The organism is Corynebacterium sp. KPL2825, assembly GCF_037908445.1.
GTDB lineage: Bacteria > Actinomycetota > Actinomycetes > Mycobacteriales > Mycobacteriaceae > Corynebacterium > Corynebacterium kefirresidentii.
On the sequence record NZ_JBBMGI010000010.1, the window covers coordinates 94,555 to 114,950 of the forward strand.

Consider the following 20,396-nt stretch of genomic DNA (forward strand, 5'->3'; position numbering starts at 1 on the left):
ATTGCCTGCGGGTCACATTATGGGGCCAGCCGATGTGCGGTCACGCATCGCTTCAACGTGACGTATCCAGAACTGGCGGGAAGAAAATGTGCAATAGCGAGCCGCGTCGACGTGATCGTCCTCTTCCTTAATAGGAGCATCGTTGCCCCGCTCCGTTGCTTTCGGATCCCACCTATAGCCAGGAATCTCATTAATCAGGCGGGGACAATCCTCAGCGACGGTTAGAACCCCGTTGGTGAATAGGGAGTCTAGGGTGCGGATACCGTCCACAACTTTGTTCTTCGCGGCGGCGACGGTAAGGCGGCGGCGGTGTAGTTCCTCTTTGAATGATGCGGCGGCAGGGTCAAGATAGATGGCCTTGGGTTGGTTAGGAAGCTCGCCTAACCACTCTTCCAGACTGTCCGCCAGCTCCATATCGGTAAGGCGTGTACGGCCACCCATCCCGTTCGTCTGTGGTGACCATTCATGCGAGAGTTGTAAACCATCATCGGTGACGGTGAGAGCATAGCCTGCGGTGGGGTGATTCGTACCGTAGTCGACACCCACCGCCAGAACAGTACCCTCAGCGCGTGGCGTAACCATCACGTCCGGATCCCACGACTCAAACACGGCCCCCTCGGCAGACACCCACTCGCCTTGAATCATGCGCCGGTAGAACAGTCCACTGTAGGAGGCGTACATGCGCTCAATGTATTCACGAGTGAGGCCCGGGTTGTCCTCCATCGTAAAGAGCTCAGCATACGTGTCAGTCTGGACTGGTTTATCAATGTAGTCCGTCTTGAGGAAGTGCGCTGGGGTTGCGGGGTTGGTAGTAGCAAACACCCGAGGGGGCTTGGGGTTGCCAGTAGCGCGCATACGAGACCACAGCATCTCCCACACATTCTGCGGGCATAGTGTCAACTCGTCATAGAACAGGAGCTGGAACGTGCCACCACGGATGCGTCCCTCAGCGCCCTTGTCGTTCACGCCAATGACCATGACTTCACGCCCGAATATCTTAGCTGTGGGGTTGCGGCGCGTGTAGTGAATATACGGGGCCGCTGTTGCGAAGATAGGCTCAGTCATAAGCGGGTAAAAGATATTCTGGTACACCGTATCCAGCGTCTTGCCCGCAATGACAATAGCCCCGTGCTGGCCTGCCTGCTTAATCTCAGCCAGCATCATAATCAGCCACGCCAAGGTTTTACCCGAGGAGACGGAACCGTACCACACGTTCAGCGCGTGGGTGGACTTCCCAATCGCCGTGATCTGTTTACGGCTCAGCCGGAAGCTAGGCGAGGTCATCGTCCCCATCCGCCACCTCAGCCTCAGCCGCAATCGTCTGGCGAATGTTAGTAATCATGGAGGAGAACTCTTCACCGCCAGTAACCTCAACGTCCAGCTTGATTGCACCCTCAACACCCCACAAGGCTGCGAGCTTAGTATTCACATCAATAATCAGCCGTGCTGCTTTAATGTCACCCTCCAACGCTTTCTTCCAGTAGGCGGCGTGGAGACGATTGTAGCGGCGGTCAAGTTTAGCGAACACGGTTCGGGCCGCGTCGGGTTTCGCCTCGTCCATTGCTTTGTCGTAGTCGAGGCGGGCTTGGGTTCTGCTGATTCCTAGCTGCTTGGCGATTACTTCAAAGGTGGCTCCGCCATCGTGGAGGGCGACTACTTTGGCGGCTCGTTCGGCGCGTTTGGGGGTCATTCCTCTACGTGGTGGCATGTTGTCTCCTTTGGGTTTTATAGCTGGGGGCAGTGGTCTAAGCGAAAGGTGCCCTATTATTTGGACTTGGTTCCTTGCCAGATGCGTTGCAGTCCACCGTGGCGTGGCGTGTGTCGGGACTGGTGGTAGCCGACTGGCCGTATCACTCCTCGTTTCCGCCAGGCGATTAGGAGGCCTCCCCAAGCGTTGTTGTGCTTGGGTGTGAGGCCGTCGGGGATGTGTTGGCGGATGTCGTCGGTTGTGAATGGTTTGCCGGTTGCGGCGAGGTGTTTTACTGCCTTGTCGGCGTGTTGTGCCCAGTCTCCTAGTATGTGGGTTTCTTTCATGTAGGGGGCTTGGATTAGGGCGGTTTGGTTGTGTTGCAGCGTCATGGTGGTGATTGTTGTGGGTGTGGCGCTGCGGTCAGGTGGTTAGTTGTCCTGGGGGAAGATGGTGGGCGATACGGTGTGCAGCTGGTCTTTGGCTAGTCGCATGACTTCCTGCATTTCAGCGTCGGCATCGGGCTGAGTACGTCGCTGGATTACCTCATGCCAGGCGCGGAGGTTTCCGGTGACTACCATGCGGGTCTCTACACAGTTTGGGAGGATGCCGCGTGCTGCTTCGTTGCGTTGCTTCTTCGGCAGGTGGTCAAGGCCGCTCTTAATGATGACGTAGTCATAGATTGCTGCTTCGGCGGAGATGCGGCAATCCTCCTGTAGCCCAGGGATGTTTCGCACCGCTGGCGGGAGGACTATGTTTGCGTCGTTTGCGTTGATGAAGCGCTGGGATTCGACACTGAATGACAGGTGGCGGTGGCGGGTTAACTCGGTGAGGAATGCGCGGGACACGCCGGTGAAGTACAACGTGGCGGTGGCGTGCTCGGCAATCGACCAGTGGCCTTGGTCGCCTAGTGTGCGGCGTAGGTAGTCCGCATCGTCATAGGTTGCTTCATTAGGGCGGTGGAAGCTCCGGTAACAGTTCCGCCCGGCCATCGTGAGCAAGGTTTCCGCGTCGGTGGATGCGTCCTGAATGCCCATCCACTCACTGATTGCTTTCTCATCAATCTTGGTATGAGCAAGCAGGTGGACTTGTGGGGTGACGATGTTGGTCATGGTGTGGTGTTTCCCTTTCTGTGTGGGCGCTACCAGTTTTCGGGGTGGGTGTACTTTTGCCTAAGTAGCGATGTGACTGTTCGGCGGAGTAGGTAGGCCTCAACCCTGCTGATTTCCAGCTCAGTTGTGAGTAACCAGATAGCGATAGTGCTGATGGTGGCCCCTAACCCCTCAAACGATGGGTCGATTATGAGGAGTATCAGGGTGAGTAGGGCGGTTGCCCCAAGGACAATGATTAGGGCTTTGTCTACTGTTCGCATGTAGGGCCAGTGTTGGCGTAGTTGTTTCACGGTCGTGGTTTGCTTTCTTCTCGTTGGATTTCGCGTTGGAGGTAGTAGAGGGCTTTGTGGAGGTCTTGTAGGCGGTTGTCTTTGCGGCCTGCGCGGGCGCTGTATTTGATAACGTTGCCGAGATTGAAGCCCACGTGTTCGGCAATGTCGATGGGTTGTGCCCCGTTGCTGAATCCTTGGTAGTGCTGGGGGTTGATGGCGTTCACGGCTACCACGCCCAGTCCTCGTCGGTGGTGTCCTCAGCGGTACCGATCACGTAGGAGGAGCCGGAGCCGGAGAAGAAATCATGGTTCTCATCTGCCCCCGGGTTGAGGGAGGTCATCACGGCAGGATTGAACTGGCACATGTCAGACGGGTAAATAGCGTCGTACCCCAGGTTGTTGAGCGCCTTGTTGGCGTTGTAGCGGAGGAATGCAAGCACGTCCTCAGTCCAGCCCAGCGGGTCGTAGAGTTCGCGTGTGTAGTGTTCCTCGTTGTCCATGAGGTCTAGGAGGAGGTCTACCACTTCGCTTTGTAGCTCAGCTTGCTCAGCTTCTGGTAACTGCTTCACGGCTTGCTGATACTTGTATCCGATGTAGTAGCCGTGGACGGCTTCATCACGGATGATTAGGCGGATGATGTCAGCGGTGTTAGTGAGCTTAGAGTGCGCCGCCATACGTAGCGGAAGGTAGAAGCCGCTGTAGAACAAAAAGGATTCTAGGAGGGTGGATGCAGCCTTGCGCATGTTGGCGCCGCCGCGCTTGTAGAAGTCCAGTACGCGGTGCGCTTTGTACTGTAGGTGCTCATTCTGACGACCCCAGTTGAATGCTTTATTAATCGTTGGGGTGTCTGCCAGCGTCATAAAGATATTGGAATAGGACTTAGCGTGTACGGACTCCATGAAAGCTATGTTGGTGTACACGGCTTCCTCATGCGGGGTTGTTGCATCCGGCATGAGGCTCAGCGCACCCACAGTGCCTTGCATGGTGTCGAGCATGGTGAGGCCGGTGAATACTTGCATGGTGGCCCAGTGCTCCGCTTCGTCCATGAGCTTCCACGCGGGAATATCGTTCGATACGGGCACCTTTTCTGGAAGCCAGAAGTTACTGGTCAGCCTGTCCCACACGTCCTTGTCTACCTGGTCACCAATAGTATTCCAGTTAATCGCGTCGATGGTGTCTTGTGGTGTGGCATGGTTTGGGGTTGTGAGTGTCACGGTATTACCTCCCATGTGGTTGTGCGCTTAATGATTTTCGGGCTGGTGGCCCCGCCTGCTTTGTGGTGGGGTAGCGTCCCGCGTGCCTGCTTAATCGTCTGGTGCTCAGACAGGATGATGAACTGGCCGGGGCGGGTTTCTTCCGCTACGCACCACGCGGTGCGGCTCCTCATTCCGTGGTGGGGCCGTGGTCTAGTAGGTGCTCTAGGGCTTCCTCAGCACTGTCGAATGCCATGCTGTGCGCCAGCCATTGCTGTGCGAGGTGTGGGGGTAGTTGCAGTCGAACAGTGATGAAGTCCGCGTAGGGTGTTTCTTCCGGCGTGTCCTCGTCGGGTAGTTCCTCAGTGGTGTTCAGCCCGTCGAGGAGAGCATCTAGGTCGGCTTGTTCGTAGCCGGTGGCGGTGAGGTCTGGGAGCCAGTCGAGGAGGTCTGCCAGGGCTTCGTTGTTGTAGGTGGCCTCGTCTGAGGTTTTGTTGTCTACGAGGACAATCTCAGCGGCCTGGGCTTCGTCTACGTCTACGATGTAGCACGGCACCATTGGGTGCGGGGGCTGTAGTCCCGCGTCTTGCGCTTCCTGGTTGAGTTCCCGCATCGCGGCGAGGGTGTGATTACCGGCGAGGACGGCCCATTCTTCCCCTGTTTGTGCCCCAGTATTCACGAGGAGGGGTTTGAATAGGCCGTGCTGGTGGAGGCTTTTCTTGATTGCGGGAATGTTGCCCTTGCGGGGGTTGCGGGCGTAGTTGTGGAGCTGCTCGATGGGTAGGTGTTGCAGCTCGCCGGTGATGTGGTTGTGTGCTGGTTGCGTTGTGCTCATGCCGGGTAGTGTGCGGCATGAGCCGGTGCGGTCAGATTAGCGATCTGAGTGGCGGTTATTGTTCATCGTCGGAGCAGAAATCGTATTCTTTGCCATTCCGCTTGGGGAGCGTTCCTGTAAGTTTCTGGAATCGACGGCAAATAACGTCAGCGTATTTAGGGTCTAGTTCAACAAGTCGAGCCTTTGAACCATGCTGGTGTGCGGCCACCATCGTAGAGCCAGATCCACCGAATAGGTCTAGGACTATCCCTCCACGGGGCAGTGAATTGTTGAGCATCGCCACAATCAGCTCTGGGGGCTTCATGGTTGGGTGGTCTGCGTTTCGGCTTGGCTTGTCAAAGTTAAACACGGTGGATTGACTATCATCGCCATACCACCTGTCACCACCTCGTCCCAGTCGTCCCTCGCCTCCTGGGGTGAATCCATACAGGATGGGTTCATGCTTGTAGTGATAATCACTACGTCCCAAGGCGATAGTATTTTTAGCCCAGATCAGATTTTGTCGAACGATGATGTTCGCTTCAATCATCGCCCCCTCAAAAGTGACTCTTTCAGTATCGGCATGGGCGACATAGATGGGTGCGCCTGGCTTCGACACTTCCACAGCACAATTAAACGAAGCCATAAGTAGGTCTGGAAGATCGGTGGTCTCGTCATTCTGAATGGTGAGCGCATCTTTGGTCTTGCCGACGTAGTTCACTCCGTATGGCGGATCTGTCCAAATGCAGTCCGCTCGATCGTCGCTCATCATGTCTTTTACTGCATAAACGTCAGTAGCATCTCCGACGAGAAGTTTATGAGGGCCAAGAACCCACACGTCGCCTGTTTTTGAGATTGGGTTAGCCGGGGGAGCTTCCGGTTCAGCATCTTCATCGTTGGGATCTTGGGTGGAGTTTTCTAGTTCGACTATTTCTTCCAGGCTGTCTAGGTATTCTTCGTCGTATCCTGTGCCGTCGAGGTCGCCGTCCATCATGTTCAGTAACCCCAGCAGCTCCTCGTTGTCGTATGAGCCGAGGTCGGCGGTGCGGTTGTCTGCTAGGACGATGCGGGCGGCGCGCTCTGCGTCAACGTCAACCATCCAAACCTCTACTTGCTGCCAGCGGCGATCGTCTGGGTTTTCCTCGGCAAGCTCGCGGATTGCTTTCACGGTGTGGTTACCGGCCAGAATCTCGTTCGGCTTGTCGGTGTAGGTGCCCTTATTGACGATTACGGGGCGGAAGATTCCGTTGGCGACGATGCTGCCTTTAATGGCCTGTACGTCGCCCCGGCGTGGGTTCTTGGAGTAGTGGTTGAGGTCGAGGAGTGGGACGGTTTGGTGCTCCCCGATGTTGGCTGTGTCTTTTGTTGTCATGGCTCAGAAAGCTACCCACCCCGCCGGGCGGTCAGTTCTCCTTAAGTGGCTCCCGCTTTGCCCTTGGGTTCCTCACGCCGTGGGTTTGATACTGCCGCTCATCCCTGCGATCCCACGTCTTATACGGGTTCCGCATAGCCGAGGTGGCCACCTGGGATGCTTCCCGGTTCACGCGACGTTCTTCACGGGCTATTTCGCGTAGTTCGCGCTCGTACTGCTTCCTCTCGCGGGCAAGGATCGCCTGCCACTTCTTTGCGGCTTCCTCATTACGGGCTGCGCGGCGGAGGTTAGCTTCAAGCTCAGCCTGCGAGCGGCGAGTGCGGATATGGTTAAACCATTCATTCAGCTCATGGAGGCGCGCCACGGCTTCGTCTTTATCGGCTCGTGTTGTGGCTGTATTTAGTCGCTGTACCCACTTTTGCTGCTCCGAGTAGTACCGATCCTCCATCTCGGCGTTGCGATCTTCTAGGCGGCGTCGTAGGGCTTCTTCGCGTTGCGCAGGGGAGGCTTTACGAGGACGGCGGGTTCGGGGTTTCATGTGTCTAATCTTTCCATGAGTTCTCTTATGGCAGTCAGGCTGATTGTTTAGCTGCCTGAACCTTCACCATGTAGGAGGCCACATACACCGACATGATGTAGCTCATGGTCGTGTCATGCTCGTATGCCAGCCAGCGTAGGTGCTGCAACACCTTTTGCGGGATGCGGACTCTCCTACATGTACACCCCTCCGCATTTCCCACCACCAACCCGTGAGAAACAGTCGGGGGCACATTCGTGGACATGCCCCACGTAAGCAGCTCAATCATCATCGCGTTTATGGATACGCCCCTGTGCTCAGCTAGACGCTCAATGAAGTCTAGGTGGTAGGGGTGAAACCAGATGCTGGTATCTACTTTTTCGGCCACGTCTGGGTCAGCGCTGAGGCGGTTAAAGGCCCGGTGTTTCTTGTGCAGGTTGTTGATTTCTGTGGGGCCGTACTGCTTAGCCGGGTACACTATTCGCCGCACGTTATGTACACCTCGTTAATGTCGGGTCGGTATGCGCCGTGGGTGAGGCGTTTGCCGTTTAGGTAGAAGTCTCCGGTGAGTGTGCCGGTGGGGTGTTTTCCGGTGGGTATAAAGGTGAGGCCGGGCGATACGGTGTAGAGGTTTGGGGTGTCCACTGTGGCGTTTCCTTTCCGATGATATGGGGCGCTTGCAGGCGCTTATACGGTCTCTGGCTAGTGCTCAGCTAAGCGAGTAAGTAGGGCTGCGCACGCCCCAGCGATAATGATTACGCTCATGCTTCCTCCGGGCGGTATGCTTCCGTGAGTAGGAAGCGTGCTAGTGGTTTCCATTCGTGGGGCGCGAGGATAAAAGTATCGTCGCCTGCTTTGAGGTGGATAAAGTGTTGGTCGTTGTAGCGGTTGTTGGCTTTAGCGGTTAGGTCGCAGAATTCGCCACTGGGGTCTTTGATGGTGATGATGTTCGGGGATTGTTGGGCTTGATGGGTGGCGTATTCCATAGCCATGTGCCATTCAGAAAAGCGGTGGATTTGAAGTTCCTCCCCCCAATTCTCGCGGGTGGGTATCGCTACCCATTGAGCCCATCGCCATCCCTCATCCTCACTGTCTTTGTAGACTCGCCAGCGTCTCATGCTTCCTCCAAGTAATTAGCTGCTGCTAGTAGGGCTAGGGCGAGTTCGCGGACATGGCCGGGGCTTGGTGCATTAACCCAGTGATTATCGAAGATGATTGATATTCGTTCGCCGTCTTCATCCAACAGCACACTCGCTAGTCTGGTCCACCAGTCGATCATGTCGCGTACATCCGGCTCTGGCAGTTCCGGCGCTATTAGGCCCGCGTCTGCAAGGTCTTGTGCAATGCATTCCGGCTCTCGGCAAGGGTCAAAGCCGTGACGGTCGATTACTTTCGCTGCCTTAGCCGTGTTATCCATTCGACGCTCCTTTTTCTGAATAGTCGGCTGCTGCAAATAGAGCGTGGGCGAGGTTGCGGGCTTGGTCGGTGGTCATTGATTTTCCCCACCCGTGACTATCTGTTATCCAGACCTTATTGATGAATGCGGATACCCATTTATCAGGAAGCTCTGGAACTTCCCATGCTGGTTTATGTACGTCTATAGGTGGATTAGGGTGTGGGGCTTTTTGCTCTGGCGCGAGTAGGTCTAATTCTTGTAGAAATTCGGCAATTTCTGTGGGGTTTTGTCCAGCTCGGAGGCCGAGAGCGATGGCATTTGCGGACTGGTGAACATTACTCATCGTGGTCTCCTTGGATTTTTGCGACGGTGGTTTTTATGGCATCGGCTACTCTCTTTTGGACTATTACATCCTGGCTATTTTCGGCGGCGAGGCGTGTTTCTTCTACGAGGTATCCGAGCGCGTCGCGTAGGTTGATTACTTCTTGTGCGAGTTGTGGGGCTAGGGCTGCGAGTCGCAGGTTACCGGGGCACTCTACAAGAGTCTTGTCATTGCCAAGACCAAACAGGAACTTCCCGTCGCCGTCCTCCACGATGTGCTCGTCGTAGGTAAGCATAGGGGGATACCCCGGCCCTGCTACATACTCCCATTCTTGCTTTTCGTCGAACTTCCACAGCCCCGGTGTGGATTGATCAAGTAGGTGTTTCAGGTGGGTGGTGGTGAGGTCAGTCATTGGTGGTCTCCGTCTAATAGGTTGGTGAGCTGTTCGGCGCAGTAGCCGAAAGCGACGACTGCGCCTGCGCGCACAGGCGTGTCCTGGAATGCGGCATCGCGCTCCAGTAGGCACATTTCCCGCAACTGCTCCACACCAGCGCGCAGCCGGTCGTAATCAGTGCTCATTCCTCCACCTCCGTGAGTATGTAGCGCTTACCAGTCGGGGTAAGGGTTTCTCGTTCGACCGCGAGGCATCTTTTCGTGTGGTCAGAGGAGGTGAAGAAATCAATTAGGCCGTGCATCTCTAAGCCCAGCATGATTACTTTCCCGTAGTCGGGGTGTTCTGCCTCCGCGAGATAGTGCAGGTCATCGTCCCATTCAATGTCGGCCATAGTTTCAGGCGGTTTAGGTAGGAGGGCCTTTTCAATGACGCTCATGGTGTATTTAATGGTGTCAGAGTCAAGATCTCCCTTAGCGTTTAGGAAGATTCTGAGGTCATTAAGCGTCTTATACGCTCGGATGATTTCTTGGCGGGTTGGTTGGGTCATGGCGTTTCCTTTCTGGTTGCCGCTGAGTGACGCGGCGGGATGGTAGCCAATTGCAGTTGGCTTTGTGCCCATCCGGGGGCTTGAACCCCGGTGCCTGCTAGTCGGGCTGATGTTGGGTTAAAATACCTCGCGGATTACTTCATCCAGTTCTTCTTCCGTGTCGCAGGGCACGGGGGAGATCCTGTACTCTCCCTCAGCGGTGATCCTGGTGATGTGGGCGGTGTGGCGCGGGGCGTTGTGCCAGGCGTATCCGACGATGTTTCCGTCTTTGTTGATTAGTGTTCGGGAGTCGGTGGCGGGTACGGTTCCTTGGTCGGTGATTTTGTAGCTTGGTTGGATGGTGTATTCGCCGGTGTAGGGGGCGGTGGGTGCGTAGGTTGGGTTGCTCATGGTGTTTCCTTTCTAGTGGGCTTGCAGGCCCTTGCTCTCTTGCTTACATGTATTACTATACACCACTGTTTACTGTTTGTAAAATTATGGGGTTAGTTCAGTCCCGAACCAGTAGAACCAAACCCATTCTCGCCCCGCGCAACATCACCAAAAGAATCAACCCCCACCAACTCAGCGCCCGCCAAAGGCTCAACCACCAACTGAACCACAAACTCCCCCTCACGAAACCACACCGGCTTATCGCCCGTATTATGCAAACTCGCTTTAATTGTCCCCGTGTACCCCGCATCAATGATCCCCGTGCCATTAGACAAACACACGTGACGCTTCACACCCACCGACGAACGCACAAACAGCTTGCCCACATATCCAGCCGGGATATTTACCCGCACGCCGGTATCCATCATCACGTGACCACTACGAGGAACACGCACCTCCTCCAATGTCGCCAGGTCAAACCCAGCATCCTCATAGTGAGCGCGGCGCGGGGGCTTAGCCCCATACTCCAACATGTAAGGCACGGAAATCATTAGTTGGTATCCTTTTCTTTCTAAAAAAATTAGCTTGCGATGGAAACAGTGACGTGGGACTGAGGCTCAGGATCGGCCTCCTCCAACGGGAACCCAGCCGCCAAGCGGCGGAGCTTCACCTCGTTACGATTAGCCCGAACAACATTCTCAGCGTTCATGCTGTCCCTGCTGGGGCTAATAGCCCACGTATCAAACCACATTCCGGCCCGGACTATGCCGTAATTATTGTGCTCCAGAACATCAGCAGCGCACTCAGCAATGACCGGACAGCCCTTGCATAGCTTGTAGGCTGCGTATTCCTTGTTGGGTGTTCTGGTGCGCCCCAGGTCGTACTTTTCTGGATCGTCGCCGTGGCATTTAGCTTCGTTCCACCAGTTCTTGCGGAGGGGTTTCACTTCGGTGTTGTATGGGTTGTTCATGGTGTGGTCTTAATCGTCGAATACGGTGTTCATCTCTGGCACGAGCCAGGCATCTACCCCGGCATCACGTAGGGTTTTGAGGTGTCGTTTAGCTCTCCACCTGTGACGGTAGATGCGTAGCTCTTTGATTTTGCCGTCAGTTTCGCAGAATACGGCGGTGCGTCCGGTGGGGATTCTCCTTGTTGGCATGTTCCCTCCTTTCCTTTTCCGTGCAGATTAGCCAGCTGGTGAGGGTGTGAAATTCTTCCTCACTGAGGCGTTGTATTGCTGGTTTCAGCTCGTTGATGCTCATGGGCTTTGAGGGGTGATTATGTATGCCCGTGCGGGGCGGTTAGGCGCGTGATTGTCTTGTGGTGTTGCAGCTAGTGGTGTCTTAGAATTAGCTGGTCGCCAGTCGTGGGTATGCGCGCCCCACCCGTGCGTGGATGATTCAACGTGCGGTCATGCAGGCTCCCCCACCGGCATGGGCTGGCCATAGACGCGAGCTACAACCCGCACCCGCTTTCCTGGATACTTTTCAGTGGCCAGGCGTTCAGCCGTGGAGGCAAGCGCATACCAGCGGGCACGGTGGGGCTTCTCCCACAAACCTAATGACCCTGGGAATAGCCACTTTCCGATGAGAGGACGCCATATTTGGGCGGCGTACTCGTATCGAAGGCCAGCCACATCTTCTAGTGCGGCGATTGCAACGTCTTGAGAGACGCGGCCCCCAGCGTCTGCCTGGGCGAGATGCTTTCTAGCTTCCAACGGGGTCATGCGGACTCACCACACAGGGTTTCAATCTCAGCCCTATAGAGGGCGATGAGTGTTAACGCTGATATGGGGTTGGTGATGTTGTGTGCCCAGTGGCGCCCATTATGGTTAAACATGGGGTGTTTCCTTTCTGAGTGGAGAAGTTGCAGCTTCTCTTTCTCTGTACGTTTATTAGTATATACCCTTGTTTACTTTTTGTAAAATTAGTTGGGTTGGTTAGCTTTCATACGGAGCCGGAGGCCCATCAGCCACCCATAAATCAACCCACATCGCGCCCCGCTCACCACGAACAGCAGGCCACAAAATAGGCTCAGGCTTACCCATAAAATACGGCGTATCATCATCCACCAAACCCAAACCGGGAATACGCTTAGACCCGCCAGAAAGCGCATCCATCAACGGCTTGCTCGAAGCGGTCACATTATCGGTATCCCTGCGGCGCTTATCCGGCACGCGATAATTCATCTGCACTAAAAGGTACCGTTTGCCCTCCGGCATACTCAGCCCACGACCAAGAAGATGAAGCAACTCCTGAACCTCACGCTTCTTCGCCGCCCGGCCATACACCGCACCACGAGAAGCCGGGGCCGCATCATTCATAGACAAAGGCGGCTTAGTCCACGGCAGCTCAATACGCTTCCAGAACTCTAAATCATCTGGATACCGCATAATCATCGGTGGGTAGCCGCTCATGCCCCCACCTCAAACAATGCTGGCTGGACGGTAATGACGCGGTTCTTTTTAGCCGGGGCGCTGTGCCGCTTTCGGTCGATTGGTTTCCGCAGCCCACGATGTGCTGAGGTGATGTTGTTTTCCTTTTTCCAGCGCGTGTAGGCAGCACGGCAGTTCGTACAGAAGCCCCTCGCGTAGTGCTTCACATACCCTTCTGGGGTGATCGCCCGGTGCCATTGAACCATCGGCTCGTGGCAGTTACGGCAGTGGTCTGGGGCCTGATTGCGGTGCTCAACTCCACCTAGTTGGATTGCGTGCCCAGCAACCTGACTGAGCTTAACGGTGGTCTCGTAGTCCCCATAACACACTACCCCGCCTTGAATAACGTCGGAGGCTGGGAGTACTGAGCCGTCATTGAGGCTACTGCCAGATGTGAGGGCGTCTTGTGCGCATTGCTTTTTGATTGGGCAGTGCTCGCACATTTTGAGGGCGGCAGCTATAGCGTTAGGGCTAGCTGAGGTTGGGTTGATGAATGCAAGGTTTTTGGTTTTGTGGCAGGCAGCTCGGGTTAGCACGGTTGCTCCATGATGGTGTTTGTGGGGTTACCGTGCCTATTGTTATGCGTCCGCACCTGTGTACCAATTGACACCGCGCAGGTGTACGGAACGGCATTCTACCGAACAGGTTGGGGGTGCCCTCGGCTACCCCACCGCCAGAAGATTCTCCTGCAAGGCATCAATCAACTGAGACGCTTCCTTACGGCTGAGGTCATACTGCGCACCACCAGCATCAAGCGTGATAGTGGAGTACTCGTCGCCGGGCGTATCATCCATGAAGTTAGAAACCGTAATCGTTCCGGTAGGGGTGCTAATATGGGCCATGCTTCGCTCCTAATCATCGAACAGGGACACGAATGAGAATAGAACACCCTAGCGACATGCGCCGGGTGTTCTACCCCCACTAAAAAGTGTTTACGCCGCTCAGAACGGAGGTTCCTGTCCCCCTCCACCGAAACCACCGGTCTCGGACCGTGGCTGAGAACCCCACGGGTCATACTGCTGGCCGTTTTGTTGATTGCCCTGCTGGCCCCCACCCTGCGGGGAGGACTTACTAATCGCCACATCCTGGCCAATCAACGACGCACCCACATGATTCGCCAGCATCGTGAACACGGTTTGCTCGCCCTGGTCAGAGTTCCATAGTTCCGGTTTCAGGTCGCCGGTGGCGATGACCCTCATTCCCGTGGAAAATGTGTTGCAGGCGTGCTCCGCCTGCTTACCAAAGACAGTGACAGAGACCCATACGGTCGGCCCGTCAAAATACTCGCCATTACGGTCGCGCTGCCGCTCACTCCACGCCACATTGAGGCGCGTCATGGGCTTGCCTTGATTAGTCTGCTTTAGTTCTGGGGTCTTGCCCAGATTTCCTTGAATGGTTGTGTGTGCCATGTGTGTATCCTTTCTGAAATGGTGCGGCGGTCAACTCCCGCCTGGTTGGGGTTGCAGCCCCATAATGGTTTTTACCTGTCGCCTGCCAAGATGCGGGTTACTAACGGGGCGGAAATATCCAACCGGCGCGCCAAGGTAGTCGCCGGAACCCCAGCAACCTTAGCCCTGCGGAATGCCGCCGTCCGGCGCTTCTTCGCTTCAATGATCTGATTATGTAGCTCGACGATTTCCTGATGCGCGGCCACGGCTTCATCCTCAGCCCGCTGCTTCTTCGCCTGCAATTCCTGCTCACTCATGCTCATACCTCCTATCTTTTCACATCGGCAGTCGTGGGTATCTGTCTCCATGCGTTACGTATCCAGCGTTTTTCTATCTCCTCAATGCGTGATGTTCCTTTCTCAATGCGGGCGAGTAACTGGTGGCTCATGCCTACAATCTCGCCAACCGTCTTATAGTCGCCGTGGTATGCAACTAGTTCACGAATACGAGACTGGACTAGCGGGGTGGGCTGCTTCGCTGTGAGGCGGAGTCGGTTGCGCTCAGGCTCGTGCGATTCGTGCGGATCGTCAATATCCACCCACTCCATCGGCAACGCCCACGCCCGGTATTTAATGCTGGTCGTTACTGGCTTCACTGGCCTGCCGCTCAGCTTCTCGTAAGCGCTTTTAATAGCCTCAGCCGTGGCGGGGTAAACGCCCTCCTTGTTCCTAAAGGCGATGTTCTGAATGACGCTGATTGATACGCCGGACGCCTCAGCTATTTCCCTCGTTCTCACCCCGGCAGCGAGCAGGGCTTGAACCCTACGCCTAACCGGCCAGACTTCCTGCGCCGGTTCTTGTACCCTATCCATTTTGCTAAGCATGTCGTAGGTATCGCGTCTAAGTCCTTTTTCCTCTTGGTTGTTGAGGTGGCTTAGCGTGGATCGGTTAACGCCGGTTATTCTGGCTATTTCCGTGAGGGTGAAGCCACGGTCTATGATTTCTTGCAGGCGCTGGTGGGCTTGCGCGGCGGGTACTTTCTGCTTATGGATATTCAGGGCGGCTACGTGCTTATGGCAGTAGCCGTGTCCGGTGAGCTTGGGGACTCGTTTGCAGCCGGTTACCCTGCATTCTTGTTTCATCTCTAATTATCTCCGCGATTAGCTCAGCATGACCTCTTCTGGGCGGAGGCCAGCAGCCATTCGGTTGGCGTAGTCGAGGGCCATGTGCCATTGGGGGAAGCGCCGACCTTGGGGTTTCTCCCACCATTCCGCGTGGATGGGTATGGCGAACCACTGCCGCGCCCTATCCTCGCGGTCTTTGTAGACATACCAGAGGCTCATGCTTCCTCCCATTCCCCTACCCATCGGCGTGTGGACTCTCCTAGGGCGGGGATGTGAGCGTGCTCCCATTCCCCTGCTGGCGGCTGTCCGTCTGGTGCCCAGGCGCGGGGTAGGTCAAAGCGCGGGGCGAATGCTGCGAGTGGGGCTTCGATGGTGCAAGGTTCCTGGGGGTTGATGAATGTGCCCATTGGTGCGCCGGTTTCTTCGTCGTGGGCGATGCTTAATGTTGGTGTTCCCAGGTAGACGAATAGGTCGCCGTGTATGTCTTCGCACCACAAGCCTAGGCATTGTGCTCTTTCCTGTGGGGTCATGTCTGCGAGGGGTTTCATTCTTCCTCCGCGTATTGTGCTGCTGCGAGTAGGGCGTGGGCGACACCACGGGCTTCTTCGGGGGTGAGGTCGCCGGGTTCGATGCGCCGCACCTTGACTCTGCCGCCGGGTCGTGCCCATACGCTTGGGCCTGTGGGGCCGCAGGGTAGCCAGAGTTTTTCGTCAGGGGCGGAAATGTCTAGGTCGTTCGCCTCCGGCAGGTCTGGCGCGAGTAGTCCTGCTTGGTTGAGGTCTCCTGCGAGGTTTTGAGCGGCCCAGTCTGGGTTGCTATCCATCACGTTCTTATGCCGCTGCTGCCATGTGCGGATTACTTTTGCCGCCCGGTCTTGCTTACTCATCGTGGTCTCCTAGGATTTGGTTGATGGTGGTGTCTAGGGCGTCGAATACCCGCTGTGCGGTTGGACCGGTTGCGTGGATTTTTGCTGCGGCGCGTGCTTCTTCTTGGAGATTCGTTAGCTCGTTCCGCATGCGTAGGACCTCTTCCGCGAGTTCCGGGGCGAGGGCCGCGAGTTGTGGGTCGTGCTTCTTGTCTCCGGCCTCGAACTTGAAGCGCACCTGGTCTCCCCACCCCATGCGGTGGCCTTCAGCGTTGCCGACGATGATGTCGTAACCGTCGTCCTCTACGGTCCACGGGCCTGGGGTGGCTTTCTCTAGTAGGCACTTGAGGTGCATGGTGGTGAGGTCAGGCATCGTGTTCTCCTAATGCTTCTTTGATGTGCTCTACAACTTTCGCAGCAAGATTCTGCTCCATTGGGGTGCGGCGAGGGTCAGTGCTGACGTACCGCCAGATTTCGATAACGTCCTCCAACGCGTCTCTAAGGATGATCAGTTCACGGGCTAGTTCGGGGGCGAGTGTATAAAGACGGCTAACCTCCATCTCCTCCCTCACCCCATATATCTCTTCGTGTTTGCTGGGGTAATCGTGGTAAATACTGCTGGCGGCGGCACCCTTGTACGTCCACCGCACCTTGGGGAGTCTGCGCCGCTCCTCAGCCAGTAGGTGCTTTAGGTGGTCGATGCTCAAGTCAGTCATTGGTATTGCTCCCATTCATATCCGAAATCAGTTTTGGTGATTTCCAGTTTGCGGAGTAGCTCTTCTACTGTGCAGGTTTCGGCGCTCTCTAGGACGTTGGCGATCTTCCACATGTCTTGTTGGATATCATTTCCGTCCAAGGAGGAATACTCCCCTTGTGCTGCTTCTGCGTAGGCGTATAGCGCTTGGATTACTGCCTGTACATTTTCCTGCCTCATTCCTGTACCTCCGTGAGTGTGTAGCGCTTGCCAGTCGGGGTGAGTGTTTTCTCTTCTGCGGCCTGCCAAGTGGGTTCATTTTCTTTGGCGCGTGCAAAGCGTATAAACCCGGGGCAAGCGCTCCTTTCAAGCATGATGACCTTGCCGAATGTAGGGTGCTCTGCTTCTGCGAGGTAGTGCTTATCATCGTCCCATTCAACCTCGGCCATTGTGGGGCGCGGCTTGGGTGGGAGGGCAGCGATAATTTCGCTCTTCCATGCCAAGTAATTCTCCGTGTCGCCGCAGAAGTCGGCTGCGCTCAGCGCTACGTTCTTTAGTTCCTCTAGCGCTTCGTGCGCGTTGATGATTTGTTGGCGGGTGGGGTTAGGCATGGTTTGTGTCCTTTGCTTGGTCTGCTAGGTGGCGGGTTTCTGCTTCGACTTCTTCCCATGTCCAGACGTGTCCACGAAAGATGGGCGACACTAGATCGGCAAGCTCAGCTTCGGGGTGGTGTCCATCCCCAAAGTGATTGGTGTCGAAGCCGATTACGCGGCCTTCGTGGTAGGTGATTCCGCCGTGAACTTCGATGTCGGGGTGCACCTCGATCATGTCGGGGGAATTAAGCCATGGGTGGTTTTCTGGCAGTTCGATGTAGCCGTTGATGGTGAACGGACCCATCTGTGTCATGCAGTTGATGCCCTGGTGGGTGAAGTAGCGGGCGGTGTTGTTGGCGATGCAGTCAAAAAGGTTGGTCATTAGTTTTTCTCCTTGTTGGTGGTGTTGCCAGCGGTGGCGTCCGCTGGCTTAGGGGAGGCGCTTTACTGGTTTTCTCGTTGGGCGCGGATCTCGAGGATCAATTTGCTGGGTGGGTAAATGCTGTCGAACTCGTCGCTGACTCCGTCCCAGTAGTCCAGTTCGCCCAGTTCTGGCTGGTCACTCATGGCAGCGTTGAAAGCTGCTGGGTCTGCGGGGGTGTAGTAGCCCTCGTCCCATGCTGTGATGAAGTCGGGGCGGTCATCTTCCATTGGGGCGCTCATAAGTAGTCCGTGGGTGGTGTCGGGGCCGTCTTCGTGCCAGAGGGTGGCGATAACTTCGCAGTTGTGGTAGTTGTCTTCGCTGCGTGCTGCTTGGTCGAGGTGGAGGGCGCTGCTACAGGTATAAGCATCCATGTGTGTTTCCTTTCTTTTTGAGAAGTTGCAGCTTCTCTCTTTCGCTTACATTTATTATCATACACCAGTGTTTACAGTTTGTAAAATCATGGGGTGGACAATGGCTAAATATCTTCCACCACCCCCAACAAAGACCTCAAAGCAAACGCCGCCTGCAAAGGCACCACACCATTACCCAAAGCCTTAATCTGCTGAGTGCGAGTAAGACCGGGAACCCCAGTAACCCACCCCTCCGGCAAACCCATCATGAACTCAATGAACTCAGGATTAGTCGCCGCACGGGCCTCAGCAAACCGAGGATGCAAACACCTATCAGGGCTATCAATCACCAGTGGCGGAATATCACGGTTAAGAATGCAAGCCCACGCCAAACAGGCAGGGCCACTATCACCCCATCGAAGCCTTAGCTCATGGTCGATGTTGGTGGCATCGTTAAGCCCGGCCAGTGTGTCGAGCAGGTCGTTATCCCAGGTGATTTCCGGCGCTGGTCGGCGGGTGAATCTGCCCTCTTGCTGTCCGATGCTGTCGGGGTTGGTAGCAAGGATAAACAGCCGCTCCCGGTGGTGCGGGGCACCAACATCTGATGCTCGTACACATGCCCACCGTGCATTCCACCCGATGCTGGCAAGGTCTTCCAGCACTTCGGCGAGTCCCAATGTGAGGTGGCCTCGGACGTTTTCAAAGAATGCGAATCTTGGTCGAAGATGCTTAATTGCGTCGAACACATAGGGCCAAAGGTGCCTTTCATCGTTGGTTCCTTTACGGTGCCCGGCCTGAGAGAATGGTTGGCACGGCTACGGATAGCCAGCGGTAAGAATGTCGATTGGCTGGCTATCTCGAACCTCCTCCCAGTCCACGCGGGTTACGTCACCCAAGTTGGGAACCTGCGGGTAGTGATGGTGGAGGATGCGGGCCGGGGCGGGGTCAATCTCCGCAAACCACACGGGGGCCGCGTCAAGTACCTGCATAACCCCCATTTCTAAGCCGGAATAGCCCGCAAACATGCCGCCTATTCTCACTTGACCTCACACCACCAATCAGTGTGAGTGCTCTTCGTGGAGGGGTTGTAGTGGCGCGATTCGCGGTATTCAGTGCCAGGGCCGCAATGCTCACTGTTATCGTCGTGAGAATCTATGACGTAGAACATCGTGGCGATGCAACCGATGAAAGATGCGACACCCACTAGGAGAATAATTACTCCACCCGTCCAACTATCGTGCAATACATCGAAACCGAACATGCAAATGAAAACGCTTATCGTAAACCATGCCATGAACGCTACCGTTGCGGCTGCCATGATGATGTATTCCATGTCTAGCTCCCTGCGATTAGTTTCAGCGCCCACAGGAGCGCATAAACCGGGTGGTTAGGGTCTGCTACTCCACCGTCTGGGGTGTAGGCGGTGGAGAGAATATCAATCAGTGCGTTAAGCAACGTTCTCCCCCTCCTCCATGGTGTATGGGTTCAGGTCGATAACGTCCGCATATTCGGCAGAATCTTCCATCTGGTCGAGGAGGCGCGCCCAGCAGAAGCCGGATAGGTAGAACGTGGCCGCCCCGGCCAGTACACCAGCCCACGGGGCCAGGAGAGTCCAGAACTGGCCCCCTACAAGCACGGGCAGACCAATGAGGGTGATTGCTGCGGTGAAGTAAAAAATGAGGTTGTCGAGGATTGGGGTATCCACGGTGTTTCCTTTCTGAGGTGATTGCCACTTGCAGGTGGCGTTGATTATGGGTTTATGCGGATTGTGGTCGGTGATTCATGTTGAGGGCGGTGCGGAATGCGTCAGCGGCTTTCGCAACATCGTCTAGCTCGTTTAGGTACTCCTCTAGGCTTGTAATGCTTCGGATTGGGCTAGATTCAAAGACGGTGACAGTGACTTCCCACTCGTTGGTGGAGCGGTTGAGCTTCGGTTCGATTAGCGCGGGGGCCGTCACGCCGCTTTCATATTCGATGCTGGCGGTAGTGCCCTGCACCTCCATTTTGTAAGCGGTGGCCTCGTCGATGTAGGTGGTGGCGGTGATTAGTCCCATTTTGTTTTCCTTTCTGAGGTGAGCGCCACTTGCAGGTGGCAGTGTGTGGGCGTGATTAGTGGAATGCGCCCCCCTCCACTCCCGTTAGGCCGGAACCATGAAGTCAACCGCAGTGTCTACCCAGTCGATTACCTCAACGGTGTTCTCGGTGCTCATCTTGATGATGCGCTCGAACGTTGCCTTGTTTGCGGTGGTGTACCCCTCGATGATTTGCACCTTGGTGACGTAGACGCCGTTTCCGAGGTGTGCGCTGCGTCCGTTTGCGGAGAGGGTGGTGGTGTTGTTGTTCTCGGTGATGCGGTAGGTGACGTAGTAGGTGGTGGAGTTCATGATGGTTTCCTTTCTGCTTGGGGTTGCAGCCCCTTGCTCTCTTGCTTACGTTTATTAGTATATACCCTTGGAGCGTGTCAAGTTGTTTGTGTGTGGGGCTGGGTTTATAGGTATTTGTCGAAGCGGTCGGGGTAGGCCACGGCCATT

General features: G+C 55.7%; 39 protein-coding genes and 1 pseudogene. All 40 read right to left on the bottom strand.

The features are described from left to right. Window positions 1-12: 12 nt before the first annotated feature. Window positions 13-1,284: a PBSX family phage terminase large subunit gene (locus WMQ00_RS09030; RefSeq protein ID WP_340440925.1), complete on the bottom strand. Its 1,272-nt coding sequence runs from the start codon at window positions 1,282-1,284 to the stop codon at window positions 13-15. After that, the gene (locus WMQ00_RS09035; RefSeq protein WP_340440926.1) at window positions 1,271-1,708 is read right to left on the bottom strand and encodes a hypothetical protein; all 438 of its coding nucleotides are present in this window, start codon (window positions 1,706-1,708) and stop codon (window positions 1,271-1,273) included. Before WMQ00_RS09035 ends, WMQ00_RS09030 begins: the two co-directional genes overlap by 14 nt. Before the next feature lie 410 nt (window positions 1,709-2,118). Continuing rightward, window positions 2,119-2,799: an FAD-dependent thymidylate synthase gene (gene thyX, locus WMQ00_RS09040; protein ID WP_340440927.1), complete on the bottom strand. Its 681-nt coding sequence runs from the start codon at window positions 2,797-2,799 to the stop codon at window positions 2,119-2,121. Window positions 2,800-3,085: 286 nt separating this feature from the next. Then, window positions 3,086-3,304, bottom strand: coding sequence for a DUF3310 domain-containing protein (locus tag WMQ00_RS09045; RefSeq protein WP_340440928.1), 219 nt, complete (start codon window positions 3,302-3,304; stop codon window positions 3,086-3,088). Then, window positions 3,298-4,299: a class 1b ribonucleoside-diphosphate reductase subunit beta gene (gene nrdF, locus WMQ00_RS09050; RefSeq protein ID WP_340440929.1), complete on the bottom strand. Its 1,002-nt coding sequence runs from the start codon at window positions 4,297-4,299 to the stop codon at window positions 3,298-3,300. The genes WMQ00_RS09045 and nrdF overlap by 7 nt, the downstream gene beginning before the upstream one ends. Before the next feature lie 154 nt (window positions 4,300-4,453). Continuing rightward, complete coding sequence (locus WMQ00_RS09055) at window positions 4,454-5,098, bottom strand: ParB/RepB/Spo0J family partition protein (RefSeq protein ID WP_340440930.1); 645 nt, start codon at window positions 5,096-5,098, stop codon at window positions 4,454-4,456. A gap of 55 nt (window positions 5,099-5,153) precedes the next feature. Next, entirely contained in the window at window positions 5,154-6,449 is a 1,296-nt protein-coding gene (locus WMQ00_RS09060; protein ID WP_340440931.1) for a DNA methyltransferase, read from the bottom strand. Between the two features lie 31 nt (window positions 6,450-6,480). Continuing rightward, a complete protein-coding gene (locus WMQ00_RS09065) occupies window positions 6,481-6,987 on the bottom strand; it encodes a hypothetical protein (protein ID WP_340440932.1) in 507 nt (168 codons plus the stop codon). A 34-nt stretch (window positions 6,988-7,021) separates the two neighbouring features. Then, window positions 7,022-7,456 (bottom strand): hypothetical protein, encoded by a 435-nt coding sequence (locus tag WMQ00_RS09070; protein ID WP_340440933.1) that lies wholly within the window; start codon window positions 7,454-7,456, stop codon window positions 7,022-7,024. 271 nt (window positions 7,457-7,727) lie between these two features. After that, window positions 7,728-8,084: a hypothetical protein gene (locus WMQ00_RS09075; protein ID WP_340440934.1), complete on the bottom strand. Its 357-nt coding sequence runs from the start codon at window positions 8,082-8,084 to the stop codon at window positions 7,728-7,730. After that, complete coding sequence (locus WMQ00_RS09080) at window positions 8,081-8,383, bottom strand: hypothetical protein (RefSeq protein WP_340440935.1); 303 nt, start codon at window positions 8,381-8,383, stop codon at window positions 8,081-8,083. The genes WMQ00_RS09075 and WMQ00_RS09080 overlap by 4 nt, the downstream gene beginning before the upstream one ends. Beyond that, window positions 8,376-8,705, bottom strand: a complete 330-nt coding sequence (locus WMQ00_RS09085) for a hypothetical protein (protein WP_340440936.1) — start codon at window positions 8,703-8,705, stop codon at window positions 8,376-8,378. Before WMQ00_RS09085 ends, WMQ00_RS09080 begins: the two co-directional genes overlap by 8 nt. Beyond that, on the bottom strand, window positions 8,698-9,096 hold the full coding sequence (locus WMQ00_RS09090) for a hypothetical protein (RefSeq protein WP_340440937.1): 399 nt from the start codon (window positions 9,094-9,096) through the stop codon (window positions 8,698-8,700). Before WMQ00_RS09090 ends, WMQ00_RS09085 begins: the two co-directional genes overlap by 8 nt. Then, a complete protein-coding gene (locus tag WMQ00_RS09095) occupies window positions 9,093-9,263 on the bottom strand; it encodes a hypothetical protein (RefSeq protein ID WP_302258293.1) in 171 nt (56 codons plus the stop codon). The genes WMQ00_RS09090 and WMQ00_RS09095 overlap by 4 nt, the downstream gene beginning before the upstream one ends. Further along, window positions 9,260-9,625, bottom strand: a complete 366-nt coding sequence (locus tag WMQ00_RS09100; RefSeq protein ID WP_340440938.1) for a hypothetical protein — start codon at window positions 9,623-9,625, stop codon at window positions 9,260-9,262. Before WMQ00_RS09100 ends, WMQ00_RS09095 begins: the two co-directional genes overlap by 4 nt. Window positions 9,626-9,742: 117 nt before the next feature. Beyond that, on the bottom strand, window positions 9,743-10,015 hold the full coding sequence (locus WMQ00_RS09105; RefSeq protein ID WP_340440939.1) for a hypothetical protein: 273 nt from the start codon (window positions 10,013-10,015) through the stop codon (window positions 9,743-9,745). Window positions 10,016-10,107: 92 nt separating this feature from the next. Next, entirely contained in the window at window positions 10,108-10,545 is a 438-nt protein-coding gene (locus WMQ00_RS09110; protein ID WP_340440940.1) for a dUTP diphosphatase, read from the bottom strand. A 29-nt stretch (window positions 10,546-10,574) separates the two neighbouring features. Continuing rightward, the gene (locus WMQ00_RS09115; protein WP_340440941.1) at window positions 10,575-10,940 is read right to left on the bottom strand and encodes a WhiB family transcriptional regulator; all 366 of its coding nucleotides are present in this window, start codon (window positions 10,938-10,940) and stop codon (window positions 10,575-10,577) included. A 33-nt stretch (window positions 10,941-10,973) separates the two neighbouring features. Continuing rightward, the gene (locus tag WMQ00_RS09120) at window positions 10,974-11,153 is read right to left on the bottom strand and encodes a hypothetical protein (RefSeq protein ID WP_340440942.1); all 180 of its coding nucleotides are present in this window, start codon (window positions 11,151-11,153) and stop codon (window positions 10,974-10,976) included. Between the two features lie 252 nt (window positions 11,154-11,405). Beyond that, a complete protein-coding gene (locus tag WMQ00_RS09125; protein ID WP_340440943.1) occupies window positions 11,406-11,720 on the bottom strand; it encodes a hypothetical protein in 315 nt (104 codons plus the stop codon). A gap of 213 nt (window positions 11,721-11,933) precedes the next feature. Next, window positions 11,934-12,410, bottom strand: coding sequence for a hypothetical protein (locus WMQ00_RS09130; RefSeq protein ID WP_340440944.1), 477 nt, complete (start codon window positions 12,408-12,410; stop codon window positions 11,934-11,936). Next, window positions 12,407-12,964 (bottom strand): WhiB family transcriptional regulator, encoded by a 558-nt coding sequence (locus WMQ00_RS09135; RefSeq protein WP_340440945.1) that lies wholly within the window; start codon window positions 12,962-12,964, stop codon window positions 12,407-12,409. The genes WMQ00_RS09130 and WMQ00_RS09135 overlap by 4 nt, the downstream gene beginning before the upstream one ends. 126 nt (window positions 12,965-13,090) lie before the next feature. Then, entirely contained in the window at window positions 13,091-13,270 is a 180-nt protein-coding gene (locus tag WMQ00_RS09140) for a hypothetical protein (RefSeq protein ID WP_340440946.1), read from the bottom strand. Between the two features lie 99 nt (window positions 13,271-13,369). After that, window positions 13,370-13,837, bottom strand: coding sequence for a single-stranded DNA-binding protein (locus WMQ00_RS09145; protein WP_340440947.1), 468 nt, complete (start codon window positions 13,835-13,837; stop codon window positions 13,370-13,372). A 71-nt stretch (window positions 13,838-13,908) separates the two neighbouring features. Further along, window positions 13,909-14,133 carry a hypothetical protein gene (locus tag WMQ00_RS09150; protein WP_340440948.1) on the bottom strand — a complete coding sequence of 75 codons (225 nt, stop codon included), beginning with the start codon at window positions 14,131-14,133 and terminating at the stop codon, window positions 13,909-13,911. A gap of 11 nt (window positions 14,134-14,144) precedes the next feature. Further along, window positions 14,145-14,957: a helix-turn-helix domain-containing protein gene (locus WMQ00_RS09155; protein WP_340440949.1), complete on the bottom strand. Its 813-nt coding sequence runs from the start codon at window positions 14,955-14,957 to the stop codon at window positions 14,145-14,147. A gap of 18 nt (window positions 14,958-14,975) precedes the next feature. Next, complete coding sequence (locus tag WMQ00_RS09160; protein ID WP_340440950.1) at window positions 14,976-15,158, bottom strand: hypothetical protein; 183 nt, start codon at window positions 15,156-15,158, stop codon at window positions 14,976-14,978. Continuing rightward, window positions 15,155-15,487, bottom strand: coding sequence for a hypothetical protein (locus WMQ00_RS09165; protein ID WP_340440951.1), 333 nt, complete (start codon window positions 15,485-15,487; stop codon window positions 15,155-15,157). The genes WMQ00_RS09160 and WMQ00_RS09165 overlap by 4 nt, the downstream gene beginning before the upstream one ends. Continuing rightward, on the bottom strand, window positions 15,484-15,825 hold the full coding sequence (locus WMQ00_RS09170; protein WP_340440952.1) for a hypothetical protein: 342 nt from the start codon (window positions 15,823-15,825) through the stop codon (window positions 15,484-15,486). The genes WMQ00_RS09165 and WMQ00_RS09170 overlap by 4 nt, the downstream gene beginning before the upstream one ends. Continuing rightward, on the bottom strand, window positions 15,818-16,177 hold the full coding sequence (locus WMQ00_RS09175) for a hypothetical protein (protein ID WP_340440953.1): 360 nt from the start codon (window positions 16,175-16,177) through the stop codon (window positions 15,818-15,820). The genes WMQ00_RS09170 and WMQ00_RS09175 overlap by 8 nt, the downstream gene beginning before the upstream one ends. Next, window positions 16,170-16,520, bottom strand: a complete 351-nt coding sequence (locus WMQ00_RS09180; RefSeq protein WP_340440954.1) for a hypothetical protein — start codon at window positions 16,518-16,520, stop codon at window positions 16,170-16,172. Before WMQ00_RS09180 ends, WMQ00_RS09175 begins: the two co-directional genes overlap by 8 nt. Continuing rightward, the gene (locus WMQ00_RS09185; protein ID WP_086588854.1) at window positions 16,517-16,738 is read right to left on the bottom strand and encodes a hypothetical protein; all 222 of its coding nucleotides are present in this window, start codon (window positions 16,736-16,738) and stop codon (window positions 16,517-16,519) included. Before WMQ00_RS09185 ends, WMQ00_RS09180 begins: the two co-directional genes overlap by 4 nt. Then, on the bottom strand, window positions 16,735-17,109 hold the full coding sequence (locus WMQ00_RS09190) for a hypothetical protein (RefSeq protein WP_340440955.1): 375 nt from the start codon (window positions 17,107-17,109) through the stop codon (window positions 16,735-16,737). Before WMQ00_RS09190 ends, WMQ00_RS09185 begins: the two co-directional genes overlap by 4 nt. Beyond that, the gene (locus WMQ00_RS09195) at window positions 17,102-17,473 is read right to left on the bottom strand and encodes a hypothetical protein (protein ID WP_340440956.1); all 372 of its coding nucleotides are present in this window, start codon (window positions 17,471-17,473) and stop codon (window positions 17,102-17,104) included. The genes WMQ00_RS09190 and WMQ00_RS09195 overlap by 8 nt, the downstream gene beginning before the upstream one ends. 62 nt (window positions 17,474-17,535) lie before the next feature. Beyond that, window positions 17,536-17,886: a hypothetical protein gene (locus tag WMQ00_RS09200; protein WP_340440957.1), complete on the bottom strand. Its 351-nt coding sequence runs from the start codon at window positions 17,884-17,886 to the stop codon at window positions 17,536-17,538. 104 nt (window positions 17,887-17,990) lie between these two features. After that, window positions 17,991-18,890: pseudogene (locus tag WMQ00_RS09205) on the bottom strand (DNA cytosine methyltransferase). Window positions 18,891-18,901: 11 nt separating this feature from the next. Continuing rightward, complete coding sequence (locus WMQ00_RS09215) at window positions 18,902-19,198, bottom strand: hypothetical protein (protein ID WP_340440958.1); 297 nt, start codon at window positions 19,196-19,198, stop codon at window positions 18,902-18,904. A 114-nt stretch (window positions 19,199-19,312) separates the two neighbouring features. Continuing rightward, a complete protein-coding gene (locus WMQ00_RS09220; protein WP_340440959.1) occupies window positions 19,313-19,570 on the bottom strand; it encodes a hypothetical protein in 258 nt (85 codons plus the stop codon). Between the two features lie 52 nt (window positions 19,571-19,622). Then, window positions 19,623-19,919, bottom strand: a complete 297-nt coding sequence (locus WMQ00_RS09225) for a hypothetical protein (protein WP_340440960.1) — start codon at window positions 19,917-19,919, stop codon at window positions 19,623-19,625. A gap of 84 nt (window positions 19,920-20,003) precedes the next feature. After that, window positions 20,004-20,249: a hypothetical protein gene (locus WMQ00_RS09230; protein WP_340440961.1), complete on the bottom strand. Its 246-nt coding sequence runs from the start codon at window positions 20,247-20,249 to the stop codon at window positions 20,004-20,006. Window positions 20,250-20,396: the final 147 nt, after the last annotated feature.